At 36.9% G+C, this 13,252-nt stretch carries 12 protein-coding genes; 11 read left to right on the top strand and 1 reads right to left on the bottom strand.

Features of this window, described 5'->3' with window-relative positions; all coding sequences use genetic code 11:
• Nucleotides 1-43 precede the first annotated feature (43 nt).
• From POF51_RS25880 to POF51_RS25830, 11 genes are all read left to right on the top strand, one after another.
• Nucleotides 44-1,591 carry a DNA cytosine methyltransferase gene (locus POF51_RS25880; RefSeq protein WP_271756329.1) on the top strand — a complete coding sequence of 516 codons (1,548 nt, stop codon included), beginning with the start codon at nt 44-46 and terminating at the stop codon, nt 1,589-1,591.
• 191 nt (nt 1,592-1,782) lie between these two features.
• Entirely contained in the window at nt 1,783-3,018 is a 1,236-nt protein-coding gene (locus POF51_RS25875) for a hypothetical protein (protein ID WP_271756328.1), read from the top strand.
• Between the two features lie 327 nt (nt 3,019-3,345).
• Nucleotides 3,346-4,893 (top strand): DNA sulfur modification protein DndB, encoded by a 1,548-nt coding sequence (locus tag POF51_RS25870; protein WP_271756326.1) that lies wholly within the window; start codon nt 3,346-3,348, stop codon nt 4,891-4,893.
• Nucleotides 4,894-5,951: 1,058 nt separating this feature from the next.
• Nucleotides 5,952-6,956 carry a hypothetical protein gene (locus tag POF51_RS25865; RefSeq protein ID WP_271756325.1) on the top strand — a complete coding sequence of 335 codons (1,005 nt, stop codon included), beginning with the start codon at nt 5,952-5,954 and terminating at the stop codon, nt 6,954-6,956.
• A gap of 207 nt (nt 6,957-7,163) precedes the next feature.
• On the top strand, nt 7,164-7,736 hold the full coding sequence (locus POF51_RS25860; RefSeq protein ID WP_271756324.1) for a hypothetical protein: 573 nt from the start codon (nt 7,164-7,166) through the stop codon (nt 7,734-7,736).
• On the top strand, nt 7,733-8,098 hold the full coding sequence (locus POF51_RS25855; protein ID WP_271756322.1) for a hypothetical protein: 366 nt from the start codon (nt 7,733-7,735) through the stop codon (nt 8,096-8,098). The genes POF51_RS25860 and POF51_RS25855 overlap by 4 nt, the downstream gene beginning before the upstream one ends.
• 60 nt (nt 8,099-8,158) lie before the next feature.
• Complete coding sequence (locus POF51_RS25850) at nt 8,159-9,514, top strand: tetratricopeptide repeat protein (protein ID WP_271756321.1); 1,356 nt, start codon at nt 8,159-8,161, stop codon at nt 9,512-9,514.
• A gap of 216 nt (nt 9,515-9,730) precedes the next feature.
• Nucleotides 9,731-10,378 (top strand): hypothetical protein, encoded by a 648-nt coding sequence (locus POF51_RS25845; RefSeq protein ID WP_271756320.1) that lies wholly within the window; start codon nt 9,731-9,733, stop codon nt 10,376-10,378.
• Between the two features lie 129 nt (nt 10,379-10,507).
• Nucleotides 10,508-11,341, top strand: a complete 834-nt coding sequence (locus POF51_RS25840) for a hypothetical protein (RefSeq protein WP_271756319.1) — start codon at nt 10,508-10,510, stop codon at nt 11,339-11,341.
• Nucleotides 11,342-11,441: 100 nt separating this feature from the next.
• Complete coding sequence (locus POF51_RS25835; protein ID WP_271756317.1) at nt 11,442-11,756, top strand: hypothetical protein; 315 nt, start codon at nt 11,442-11,444, stop codon at nt 11,754-11,756.
• A 92-nt stretch (nt 11,757-11,848) separates the two neighbouring features.
• Nucleotides 11,849-12,502, top strand: a complete 654-nt coding sequence (locus POF51_RS25830; protein WP_271756315.1) for a hypothetical protein — start codon at nt 11,849-11,851, stop codon at nt 12,500-12,502.
• Between the two features lie 18 nt (nt 12,503-12,520).
• On the opposite strand, the gene POF51_RS25825 is transcribed toward POF51_RS25830, so the two are convergent.
• Entirely contained in the window at nt 12,521-13,003 is a 483-nt protein-coding gene (locus POF51_RS25825; RefSeq protein ID WP_271756313.1) for a hypothetical protein, read from the bottom strand.
• Nucleotides 13,004-13,252 lie beyond the last annotated feature (249 nt).

Genomic DNA, 13,252 nt, shown 5'->3' with positions numbered 1-13,252 from the left:
CTGGCTTTTTTGCTGTCCAAAAAAGCTTAAGGAGAGATCGAGAATGGACCTAATTAAAAGAAGGAATGCGAAAACATCTGATCGAGGTATTTACTTGCAAGACAAAGAGTTGCTTCAAACAGTGTTTACACCAGGTACCAATTACAAATACATCATGGATGTTAAGAATCGCAAGTTGATCATATTATCATCGGTGGATTCATGTGATAACACGGTATCGAAAAGAGCAACTAAAGAAGGAATGCTAAAACCCGTTCTTGATATTCGATGCAAAGAAACATTATCTGCTTTTAAAGGTTGCGAGTATCTTCAAGTCTCAATTTATGAAGAGCAGGTCATTGTTGAAGGGTTTATTGAAGAAGCGCTTATAAAGGCAACAAAAGGAGAAACAAAGGAGCTTTATTCTAAAACAGGAACGATAACAGACATTCGCAATCTTTTAAAGGTGAAACAAATTGCTTCAGCTGTACTCTCCAAAACTGAGCTGAGAAAAGTAGTTGGGGCATCTATTGAACAGCTATCCTTTGATCTGTTTACGGAAGTGGATACATCCGGTGTAAAAACAGCCAAAGTGATTGAAATTCAGTCAGCTATTGAGCATTTGTCAATTCCATTAAAGATTACCAGTCTTTTTTCGGCATCTGGAATTTTTGACGCTGCTTTTGAAGCAGAAGGGTTTGAGATTTGTTTCGCATTAGAAAAAGAGATCGATGCGTGTAGGACTTATGAATACAACTTCAAGAAAAAAGTAACCCAAACCGATATCAATGACTTTGATCTTGATAGGATCAAGAAATCTCCCATCATGATAGCCGGGTCCCCATGCCAAGGACTATCAAACTCAAATCGTTACACGAACTTTTTAGACAATCCAAACAATCTACTTATAAAGAAATTCATTGAGGCAGTATTAGCTAATGATAATTGTAAAATCTGGGTCATTGAAAATGTACCGCAACTCTTAACAGCTGGAAATGGCAAATTTGCAAATGAGATAAAAGAAGCGTTACGTGAGTTTGAAGTTGTGTCAGATGTACTTTGTGCAGCTGATTTCGGCTCTGCTCAATTACGCGAAAGAGCAATCATGATTGGTTCAAAAGTGGGGAAAGTTACATTACCGTCGCCTACTCATATGCCACATCAATACAAGACTGTTCGAGAGGCATTTACAGGGCTACATAGTAGCATTCCTAATCAATGTGATATTTCTAAGCATGAAGAAACGACCATGGAACTCATTCGACATATCCCGCCTGGGGGGAATATAAAAAACATTCCTGAAGGCATACGTCCAAAGGGAGTTCATTCGAATCAATACAAGAGATTGAAATGGGATGAACCGGCTATTACTATCGTTAACCCAAGGAAGGCAATGATTCTGCATCCTGAAGAAGATCGTATACTATCGGTGCGTGAGTGTGGTCGGTTATTTGGTGTTCCGGACACATTTTCCTTTTTAGGATCACTTAGTTCTAAGCAACAAATGATCGCAAATGCGGTACCAATGGAACTAGGCAAAGCGATCGCAAGGGTTATCAAAAGTGCTATCAAGAACTGGAATATTAAGTGGAGACAAGTGGCACCAGTTTAAAGGTGTCATTTTTCATGCTTATTAATGGTGGAAGTCTGCTTTTCAGAAATTGGGCGTTTTAGTTACCAATGAACACTAATGTTCATCCATAAATCCATATAGTTTAACCGTGATAACGGTATCGGGAGTAAACACGACAATTCATTAAAAATTGTCCTCCCGCTACCCGGGAGGACTTGGAGGAATATAGAATGGATAGATATTGGTTTCGTACAAAAAAACAAGAGAAGCTTTTCTTCAAGAAATTCTCCAGATATAAAACAGGACTAGGGAAGGATCATAAAATTATGAGTATCACAAAGGACCATATGTTTATCAGAGCGATAAGTACTCAAAAGATCGTTTCCATTTCAAGAAAAGATATTAGAAGAGCGATCAATTATACTTTTCATGTTCGGACCATATGGAGGAAGGAATTATCTCAATTCAGCAATTACAATAGTGCATTGTTTGGGCTTCTTTCATTGGTTTTTCAGGATATTTCATATAAATACCGCTCTCCTAGAGGCAATTTGCGACTTGTCTTAAAAGGAATTCGATTTTTCTTTAGTGGAATGGCCAAAAGTCCTTCTGATCGTAAACTCGTGATTAATAACGGAGCAACAGGAATATGTCTGTCTTTCTATCATCTACGGGATATAAATCCCAATAGTTGGGTACCTGATATCATAGCATCAGGATGTAAGGTCTTATTAGATTCAGGTGCTTATAGTTTATATAAGGCATCAGAGAAATTGAAGAACAAAGAGGAAATACAGAAAAAGGAGTTAGAGCAGCTCTCCTTATTTTTGGATGCCGATTGTGATAAAGAGTCAGGAAGTACAATGATTAAGCCAATCACATTAGAAGAGTACTCAGAATTCGTCATTACCTACCTGAAGATGGGCGTCATACATCATTATGTAAACCTAGATGTGTTCGGTGATAGCGAACAAACGAAGTATAACCAGCAACAGCTTGAGAGGTTGGTTGGCGTCCGTCCTGTACCAGTTCACCACTGGGATTCACCCATTTCAGATTTAGATGACCTTGTCCAAGAAGATCATCCTTTTATCGCGTTAGGGGGGACCGTTAAATTACATGGGGAAGAGAATAAGAGAGCGTTTTTTCAGAGAATTTTTTCAAGATACCCTGGTGTTTGCTTTCATTGGTTGGGTGGAAGTAGTAAGCTTCTATTTGAATTTCCTTTCTTTTCATCAGACTCAACCTCACATCTCATTCCAAGAATGATGAACGATGGAACAATCATTACCCCGAATGGATTCAATAATAAGCGTGAGTGGTCAAGTGTAGAATGCATTGCATATAATGTAAAGGTACTATCTGCCTTGGAAGAATCCTATGATGGTGTATTTCAATTAGAAATACCGGTCTCCTTTCCCAAGGTAATAGTAGAACCCACAGCACAAATGGATTTCGATTTTTAATGAGATGAATCCTAAGCAAAACTTCAAGTAGACTATTGAGAATGGTGATAATATAGGCTAAAATTAACCTGTATTTACATTTTCTCTATTTTTCTATTTAATGCATCCTAATTAGGAGCAGGATTTTTCGTCGTTATTAGCCAGCTGGCTACACTTTGTATTCTTTTCGCATGCACTAAATTGAAAATCACACTTGAAGCCAATCCGGTAATTTCTTACCACGGATTGGCTTTTTCTGTTAGGAGGGATTGTTAGAAAATAGTATAATCTTATCATTACTAATTGATCGAAAATTTCCGCGAAATACATGTGAGGAGATGAACCTTAATGGAGAAGAAAGAAGTCAAATTTTTAACTACTGAGATAGATTGCGTTGCTAAGAGAGTATCTACTTTAATTTCGTTGTTTGAATCAAATAAGATAATTATTGACCCAGAAGCCCAACGGAAGTTATCTAAGGCTCATATGAAAGAGATAGCGGCTTATCTTAGACAAGCGTTGGAAGGGAAAACGTATGGTGCCTACTTTCCAGCTCTCACTGCTTCTAGAAGAGAAAACGGTGTCGAAGCCATTTTAGATGGACAACATCGATTCTTTGGAGCTTGGGAAGCGGTTAAACAAATAGCACAGGAGATAGAAGTAATTGATACAATACTAAAGGACGAAGGCAAAGGAAAGACTCCCTTTTGTTCGGTTGTCCGACACCAAATTACAAATCCTAGTGAACAGATACATGATGTGAAGCTCAAGGGAAAGGTATCGGAACTTACAGATCTTATAAAGAAAGAAATTCAAGAAAACGGTACGACATCCGAAATATCGGATGAAGATGTCGTTCGAGTATTAGAACGACATAAGGATAAGTTAGTAGAACATAGTGAGATCATCCTAAACTCGGTAATTCCTATCGTAGTGTACGTAGGTTTGTCTATTCAACAAGAACAACAAGCTTTTCATGATTTTAATCAGAAAGGTAAAAAGGTAGCAAAAGCACTAGCTATATCGTTTAATCATAGCGATCCAATGGTTAACCTATCACAAGTAGTATGCCATTGGGATAGTGTAAAAAACTATGTACAACCAATTGCTGCTGGTTCAAAACTGAAGGATGAGTACTTGTTTCTCTTTTCCACAGTTTATTCAACGGTTGCAACATTCTATGGTTCCGTCAAACCGAATGACATCAATCATGGAGAGATGATTACTGATCTGGAAGACTTCTTTAATATTGTAACCAACAGTATTATTGAAGAAGATGGCAGTATATTAAAACATGCAGGAACATTACCTGGTATCGCATTGTTTGTAAGGAAACTCAAAGAAGCAAATGGTGTTTCTTGGAGAAATACATTAATCAAGGTCTTAGAAACCGTTCCATTTCATAACAAGAATACGCAGTTTGTAAGGTTTGGAGGAGCTGCTGTTAATGCAGATCAAACTGTCCGTTTTTCAGGTTCTAATGGTGCCACTTCGGCCGTCTTTAAAACGTTATTAGCATCGGCACAACTATTGGACGAAGACGGGAACGAGGTTCTAACAGCTTATGAGAGCATTCAAAAGCAAGAGCCAGTCATAATTGTCTCAGAAGAAAAGGCACAAGAAAGAACAGAAGAATTGAAAGAAATGCAGGAGGAAGCAGGAACACAACCAAGCCAGAATCTTGACTCTGAAAACGATTTATCTGGATCAGAAAGCACTATTATTAACGCTCTTAAGCTTGCAGAGGACAACAGTATACGAGGCTCATATACACAATTTGCAAAAACGTTTAATTTAGCTAGATCGACTGTAACAGACTCAATACGGAAGCTAGAGAATAAAAAACTGATAAGTATAGAAGTAGAAAACGAACAAAAAATACTCTCATTATTGTAGTCACTAAAAAAGGAAGGTTGCATGATACCTTCCTTTTTTTTGCTTTACAAGAACTGATATTATGCGTTAAGATATATCCATAATTTACTTTTCTTATTTCTTTGTTAAAATGGCTAAATCTTTAGCCAATCCTACTCGTCCGTTGACGAACTATAAGATATCAGCCTGCTGGCTGCTTAGATTTTGAACAATACCTCTTTGACCAAGTTTATACTTTGTCGAAGTGGTATTGTTTTAATCGAGTAGTCGGCGGGCTTTTTTATATTTGATCAGCCTAGCCGAAAGGAAGTGATTGTCTTGGCCTTGAAAGTACGAATGCCGAATAGAAGACGTTTGATTGAATTTGAGTCGTAATTAAGGTAGTAATTGGAGGTTAAAATAACTCGGGAGGTAGCGCGTGTGGTCCGCTTGGACGTGACGTAGTGACATTTTCTTAACGCTTCCCAAAGCGTAGATGCAATCAGCAATGATTGCATCACCTACAAACAGTAGGGAGAGAAAATGTCCAGCTCTTGGGCCCCGACTTCTCGTGTGTATGAATAATACATGCCGAGAAGCTCCATTTTTGGTACTTACGATCATCGCTTGCCATAGAATCGGTAAGTGATGCACAGTAATACCACATATTCGATCGTCTGTAACCTACATTTCCTCAATGCGAGTTGAGATGAAGGTATACTTTTCTGGTTTTAAATCTACTCTCGCGAGGTAGGTTTGATCCCAGGACGCTGACGAGAGAAGTTACTACCGATGACTGAAAACTGGGTAGTTACTCGATTGGAAATGCTTGCAAGACTTTATGTGGTACAGTCGTTGTTTTGTTACGAATACACTGACTGTGGTTCGTACAGAGCTCCGAGGTTTCACAGAAGAGATCGCAAGTACTTAATAGGTAAAAGACGATTGCCATATCTAAGATGATTGGCAAGTGTCTTTACCTGATCCCAAGAGACAGTATCTATCTTTCTATGTAGTAAATAAAAGCAGATATCCTGAATGCTAAAGAGCATGAACAGGGTATCTGCTTTTTTCATAGTTAAAATTTTGGAGGTGTTAACATGATTAAATGGTTGAAACGAAAGATACCATCACGACAGAGTTTCTATGCGATATACTCAACAGTTTACTCCTTGATGATGATTGCAATTCTATTATTTGCAGTTTTTTCACAAAATAGCGTGGTCGTGAAATCCCTTTTTATTGTGACTGTATTGGTCATGGCCATTTTTCTGCCGGTTCAAAAGAGTAAAACAAAAAACAAAGAGACTAAGAAGACTAAGAGTCATCATCGAAAAGTAGTGAACGATCATGAAAAACAAAAGAGAAAAAGATCAAGACCTAAAGGCACTTCTGGTAGTAACCCCTCTAGACAAAAACAGAACGCTAGAAAGATCGAGAAATTAGCTAATGCCCATAAAGCTAAAAGTACAAATGAGGAGGTAATAGATAAAAAGTCAAATGAAATCAAAAAAGGATTGTCTGTTTCTATTGAAGAGAGAATAGGAAGTCGTAATCCTCAGGAATCTCGAAAAAACGGAGTGAAATCACGTAACAATAATGAACGGCAAAACCTTGCCTATGCCGGTTCATTAAGAATGAATCATCAGTTACATTCTAATGATGGTGTTGTTCTGCCTAATGAGATAGTCAGTAATGATACCAATATTGCTGGGCACATAACGGATGGACCCGCTAAAACATTGGAGGCAAAAGCGCCAGATCACATTGACGAATATCTGAAATCACTTCGCTCAAGGGTTCTTGAACGTAAGGAGCGTGTAGTAAACATCACGCATATTAAGGGGGAAGCCCTTAATACAGAGAGGTTCCTTAATACCGATGGATTTGATTCTGTTAACAAGGAACCGATCACACTTAAATTAAACTATCTTTTCTCGCAAGAAGGAGTTGCACGTTTTGCTGATGAACTCGGTGAAATGCGCTGGGTGCGCTTGCCTGAAGGAATCGATATAGATCTATTCTCAACAGGTCAAAAATTGTCAGTACATACAATTAAGGAAGGAAGCAAATTTAGAGCGTTATCGGTATCTGCAATGAATTAAAACAAAAAAGGGGACAAAATCCCCCTTTCAAATGGGTCCTTGATTATGATTATGGATCGATTTGAGAGGGAGAGAACTTCTCATAAAAGGTTAAGGGGGAATGTAATTAACAGGTAAGAAAATCACTTTTATTTTGACCATATTACCTACTTTTTGTTATATTAAAGTAGGCGCACTGCTTAATTTGATAAAACGGGAGAGTGCCACATGTTAAAAGAGAGCATTAGCAACCAGCTGTTGTATTTCTTTCCTCAACCAGAGTTCTATCAGGTCAAGGTATCCAATATCGGAGTAGGGTCAACCGGCGTCAATTTGTTTGACAATACCCAGGATCATACTTTATTAAACTCGGCACAATTTCAAGTACTTCTTTCATTGGTGGAAGAGTTAAACGAAGTGATTAAGTTCCCAAAAGTAATGTATGGATTAGAAGTTGATTTAGCAAATGTAGATTTAATCAAAAAGATTACGATTGAAGCCAGCTTTGATTCCTTGGAGGAGTACAAGCTTGTAATTGCCCGGTTAACACACCTTTTGGAAAGCAACTCGCAAATACAAGTCACCGTAAATAGAAAGGGGATATCTTTTGTTGGAAAGATAATTCTGCCGTCTAGGTATATAGCAATCGCTAACAATGAAGACCTTTGTTTGCATAACAAGTTCATGCTATTCAGCTATCTTCCAAATCATTTTGACACGAACAAAAGGTATTATATCGATGTGTTGTCTGGAGAAATAACGGGTTTCGCAACAGTAGCCATAGGAGATGATATCCAATGACCCCCAAGAAGGCTTTGATTCTTATGTTTATGGTGATCTCTTTATTCTCCTTTACAACAATGGCCTTTGGTGCAACAAAGGTTGAAAATGACGAGCTCATACAGAAAGTGTCAGGCCAAAAACCTGGTCAAATGGATCTCAACGGTGTAGGAGACGAAGCAGCTATGGACTCCGCAATTGCGATAGCGGAATTCGCAACGAAGTTTTGCGCTCTCGTTTTCTTTTGTGCTTTGCTCATTCAATTATTTGGGAAAGTCATTCAACACCCTGGGTATACCAAATGGTCCCGGTTACTTATAGGCGGGACGGTAATGGGATTTATTATTATTCGAATGGCACCCATTGTCATATATGGCATGTAGAAAAGAAAAAGGAAACTTCGATTTAATAGGAAGTTTCCTTTTTTTCTAAGGAGGTAGACAATGAGAGATCCTGGTAATCAAAAAGATCTGGTTGATATTATCTGTGAGCGCATGGAGAAACTGGGTTGTATACAAGCGCATCTGACAAAAAGAATAAACGAGATTTTATTTGAAGAAACAGGATCAGAGAATACTTATCACAAAGGCTCTATAAACAAGATTCTAAATAAAAATCGTCCGATTAGTTTAAAATTCATGAACTATGCCTGTAAGGTTCTTGGTTTCGCGGAAGGTGAGTTATTTCCAGAGTACATTGATCAGTACATCTTTGTACCAAACGCAAAAGATTCGTCTAAGTACCAGATTAATTATTCCCGGCTTAAGAAGTTTATCAATCTTTGTCTTGAGAAGGGATTGTACGAGTACTGCACACTTGTCGTGGATAAGTTAAAAAAGCTTGATGATCCTCCAACAGGATTTATGGAGGGTTTAGCTGATAAATTTGAAAAACAAGGACGATTACACGAGGCTCATTATATTTATGAAACGATGACAAGATTGATCGATCAAAAAATTGGAGAGAATGCAGCCATCTTTCTAAAAAAGTTTGCTGTACAGAGTAAACTCGGTATGGAAAAAGCATACGAAAGCGCTATTGAGCTAGGTGTCTACGTTGTTTATATGGATAAGGTAGCGAAGCAAAAAGCATACAAATTATTGATTTCTGCTTATTATTTGGTAGAAAACTGGGATAAAGTGTACTTTTATTGCGATGAACAAATCAAACTTTCTAAGAATGATAACCGTGATTTCTATGCAATTGCCCTCGTTTACAAGAGCTACGCAGCAAGACGAAAACAAGATTTTAAAAAAGCATTAGAGTTGATCGATGAGTATGAAATGACGAATGAGAGTAAGAATAGTCAGTGGGCAACTATCAACAGAATCATTGTATATATTGAAATGGGTGATACTTCTGTGGTGCCACAGGCATTGAAATGGATAAAAGATCATCCATTTAAAGAAAGATCACCGTATCGCCCCGAATATGCCCAGATTTATGCTCTACCCGTGATACTCAAAGCGTACATAAAGCAAGGGCAGCTGGAACGAATACCCACTTTTCTTGAGAATTATGAAAGTGAAATAAGCAGTTTATTGGTGCAAGATAATAGGAACGATCTGAAGCATGCTTTTTCCTTTTTACTTGCAAGAGGCGATTACTCTTTCTTGATAGGCAATGTGAACCGGGGGCTTGAAGAAATGATACAGGCTTTGAATATAGCTGTAATCCTAAAGTCCCATAAGCTATTTGCACAAGCTGTATGTAAATTTAGTACATTCAGCCAGCACGCTTGTCCAATTCAGTTATCAAAATTTAATGAATTATGTATAACAGCAAGCAAAGGGCTATAAAAATATGTACATTGGTGTCGACGTATGTCGAAAAAGATTTGATGGTTGTCACTTTTCCTCAGTCCAGGAATTTAGGCAACCTGTGCTATTATTACTTATGAAATAGTTATAAAGTTCTACTAAATATTATGTATTACTAGTACAAATTACATAATAGAAAAGGTAGAATTTTGTAACTAAATAGCGAATCATACATGTGGCAGAGGTGTGGAAGATATGAGTGAAATACTAACCGCATTACAGAAAATGCATGTTGAAGAATCTCACTTAATACGAAATTCTCGTATTACAATACAGGTTCAACCATTCAGTACCCGCTCCAGGTATAATCTACAGCCGTTTAGCAAAAAGACGGAACGGGAAGCTGCAATAACTGGTGGTGTTATTCGAAGCAATTTGGATCAAATCATAGATGCAATTAAAGAGGTATCGTTATTACCTACATGCAAAGATGAACACACGATTACATGGTTTGATTTTGATGAAAATGGACAGCTACAGAAAATGTCTCATGAATTTATAGCTGGGTTTAAATCACGTCACCAGTACAGAAATTCTACGAATCGAATACTTAAGCAAATTGTACCAAACAGAAATGGTATGGTAGAGGTAAAGATTGGACCTCTTGGGCGTATGGCTGATCCGAATTCCACTGACTTTGCTGGTTCGATAAAATTAGTTGATTTTCGGAGGGCCACAGAAAGCGAGGAAGACCAGTTAAACATTCAGATGAACAGCTATGTTTTAACTACTCATCTACTGACAAAAATTAAGCATGGGGCACGATACCATATTTATGTAAGTGATGAGGGATCGTTGGATAACCCAATTGAGTTACCTTTTCAAAGAAGCTTTCAAAACTAATAAAAAGGAACCTACATGGTTCTTTTTTTATTGTAGAGTCGAATCTCGTCAGGTTGTAATGTTTGCCTATAATTACAAAAGCATGGTAGTATTTTAGATGAATCCGATGGGATGGGAGTAAATGTTAAAATGCCAGTAAAGCCCTTGAGCGATGACAGATTAGAGTTATATAAAACATATTTGATGAATTTAAAGAAGTTAAGTAAAGAAACATCTAATTTTTACATAGCAGAAGCGAGAAAAGTCATCCTATGGGCTACAGAGAATAACATAGATAAAATAGAGATGTCTCACATAGAGGATTATGACAGATATATTGAAGCAAAACACACTCACTCTGTTTATCAGAAGAAGAAATCAGCTATAAATTCATTTAAGGAATTCCTTAGACAAAAAGGGCTTACTAATGTTGAAGATGCAGATCTTAAGATTAGGCCCTATACCAATAATGAATTAGAATTTTTACAAACGATTATGATGGCTGCCGGAAACAACGTTACCAGGTACAGAAATTTATTACTAATTGAGTTAGCACTTCATGGCTTATCGTTAAAAGAAATCACTACAATTACTGACGAACAATTAGATTTTAAGAATAATTTAATTAAATTATCTGATAGAGAAGTTATGATTTTAGATGTAAGTAATATTAAAAAGTACTATGATTTATGGAAAGATATCGTTTATGAGAGAACCAAGTGTTATCCGGAAACATACATAATAACAACCCTTAAGGATTTATCAAAACCGATAAAAAACTACGTATTATTCAAGTGGATGAATTTGATCTCAGACCTGGGAGGCATTATTGTATCTATTGAAAGTTTAAATATGACCTACTTAAAGAGACTTATAATTTCGGGTATAAGCGAGGACCAAATCTTACCCCAGTTAGGCTCGCATTTGAGAATATTTCTTCCGTTACATAGTGAAGTTTTAAATTCAATTATTAATGAACAGTAAGCAACGGTAACTAATAAGTCAAAGAACGTGTTATAATCAGTTTGTTAGAAACATGGGGCAAGGAACATCTATTTTACAAGTTGTCAGGAGGAGAGCTCTTATGTCAGCTCTGAAACCTAATAAATATTATCTTACTCAATTAGAACATGATATGGATAATGACTCAGATAAAACGATGATATTTCGCACTTTATCTAAGGATGAAATGGTTCATATTAAGGATGTTGGTGAGGCCCCATACAAAAAATGTGTACAAAGAGAACGAAGAGTTATCAATAAAGAGGAACTAAAGGACTATCCATCACTTATTGATATTGTAGTCTTACTAGATGAAAAAGATGTACAGGAGAAGTCGTTATTTGATGACCAATGGTTTAAAGAATTAGTAAATAATAGTAGCCAAAACACTCATTAATAGTTAAAATGCTCGGAAATACCGCGCAAGCTTTCCTTTGATACAAGGGAAGCTTGCGCCTTTTTATTTACTGAACTGGAGGATGATTGCGTATGCAGTTGTTATTGAAGTGGATGTCTAACGAAAGTAACAAGAAAATATGGAAAGAGATTTTCGACCAGGTTATCAGTAGAATGAAAGATTTACACCAACTAAAAAGAGATAATGTGAAATCATCTGTCCTAGAAACACTCACGCAAGTTATTGAAGAGGACATCGAAATGCTGAAACGTACCAGTAAAGATATCTATGATCGGGAATATACAATGCAAAAAATAAGTCTACTTGAACGGAATTTGAGGCTTATTAAAGAAGAAGATTCTAAACGAAACAGCTTTCCTAATCGGGTTGAGCTCTTAAAAGTAATGAACGAATCGCAGCCAATACATTTGCATAAATTACGGAATATCAAAGCATGCATAACGCATGAAAATTTAAACATTGGGGAATTACCCGAGAGGTTTACCGATGGAGGTCTAGTGAATTCTTTAATGATCGATCTTAATGAGTTAACAGAAGGACAACGTGCTGCTTTCTTTTCTTGTTTGAAATTTGCAGTAGTGAACGATCTAGAGAGAGGTATTGAATCGATCCGAACCTTTGTTGAGAACTATGGAATGAATGTAGATGGTCGATTGGCAATCTTCGAACAGTATCTATTACTTGTGATGATTGATGTGTTTTTATACGTTGATCAAAATGAATAACCACCTATTGATAGGTGGTTATTCATTCTTATAATAATCCATTAAACCGGTTATGGAGTATGTTTTTACATCATTTTGAGTTTCTATATGGATTAGGTTGCGCACGAGCATTTCAGCTAAGGCTTCCTTTACTTTGGTCTTACTCAATTTAAAACGGGCTGCAATTCTATTGATGTTAGGTTGAATCTTAGCTGAAGTTGTTAATTTGGCTTGATAACAAAGGTAAGCAAAAACTACAACTGTATAGTACGAATATTCATCATACAAAAAGGGGACAGCGAAGCCGTTTGATTCATTTGCACTATTGGTTATAACTGAACCACCTTGAGTAATAATTGAACCGTTAATGTAAGCACCCATTGAGAATCCGATGAAATTAGCAAATTCTCGTAAATTATTCGTATCCATTTCGTTGAGACTTCTATCATTTAGAAAGAAGATAGATTTTTTGTGCCCAGTTAAATTACTTGGAGTAATTAGCATTGCATAACAAAGTGTCATAATGAGCTCCTCTCTTATACCGGTATCTCGATTCTTTAGTAGTGACCAAGCTAACTCCAGTCTTCTAATAAAAGTTGGCCAACTGGATCACAGTAATCCTGGCGCGGTCTTCAGAAATAATAAAAGGGTAGGCCATCTCGTATAAGAAGGCCTACCCACGGTATTTCCGTAGCGCAAATTATTAACTTAATTTACATTCTACAACAAAAAGGAATAGATATCAAAATAGCATTTCAGATTTATGTTTGT

Origin of the sequence: Brevibacillus sp. AG, assembly GCF_028369215.1 — a bacterium.
In the GTDB taxonomy this organism is placed as follows: Bacteria; Bacillota; Bacilli; order Brevibacillales; family Brevibacillaceae; genus Brevibacillus; species Brevibacillus porteri.
The sequence above is the reverse complement of the archived record's forward strand: the minus strand, read 5'-3'. Positions and strand labels throughout refer to the sequence as shown.

Bases quoted from the DNA above. Each gene is read 5' to 3' on its own strand.
- POF51_RS25880 (WP_271756329.1), top strand. From the start codon at position 44: ATGGACCTAATTAAAAGAAGGAATGCGAAAACATCTGATCGAGGTATT.
- POF51_RS25875 (WP_271756328.1), top strand. From the start codon at position 1,783: ATGGATAGATATTGGTTTCGTACAAAAAAACAAGAGAAGCTTTTCTTC.
- POF51_RS25870 (WP_271756326.1), top strand. From the start codon at position 3,346: ATGGAGAAGAAAGAAGTCAAATTTTTAACTACTGAGATAGATTGCGTT.
- POF51_RS25865 (WP_271756325.1), top strand. From the start codon at position 5,952: ATGATTAAATGGTTGAAACGAAAGATACCATCACGACAGAGTTTCTAT.
- POF51_RS25860 (WP_271756324.1), top strand. From the start codon at position 7,164: ATGTTAAAAGAGAGCATTAGCAACCAGCTGTTGTATTTCTTTCCTCAA.
- POF51_RS25855 (WP_271756322.1), top strand. From the start codon at position 7,733: ATGACCCCCAAGAAGGCTTTGATTCTTATGTTTATGGTGATCTCTTTA.
- POF51_RS25850 (WP_271756321.1), top strand. From the start codon at position 8,159: ATGAGAGATCCTGGTAATCAAAAAGATCTGGTTGATATTATCTGTGAG.
- POF51_RS25845 (WP_271756320.1), top strand. From the start codon at position 9,731: ATGAGTGAAATACTAACCGCATTACAGAAAATGCATGTTGAAGAATCT.
- POF51_RS25840 (WP_271756319.1), top strand. From the start codon at position 10,508: ATGCCAGTAAAGCCCTTGAGCGATGACAGATTAGAGTTATATAAAACA.
- POF51_RS25835 (WP_271756317.1), top strand. From the start codon at position 11,442: ATGTCAGCTCTGAAACCTAATAAATATTATCTTACTCAATTAGAACAT.
- POF51_RS25830 (WP_271756315.1), top strand. From the start codon at position 11,849: ATGCAGTTGTTATTGAAGTGGATGTCTAACGAAAGTAACAAGAAAATA.
- POF51_RS25825 (WP_271756313.1), bottom strand. From the start codon at position 13,003: ATGACACTTTGTTATGCAATGCTAATTACTCCAAGTAATTTAACTGGG.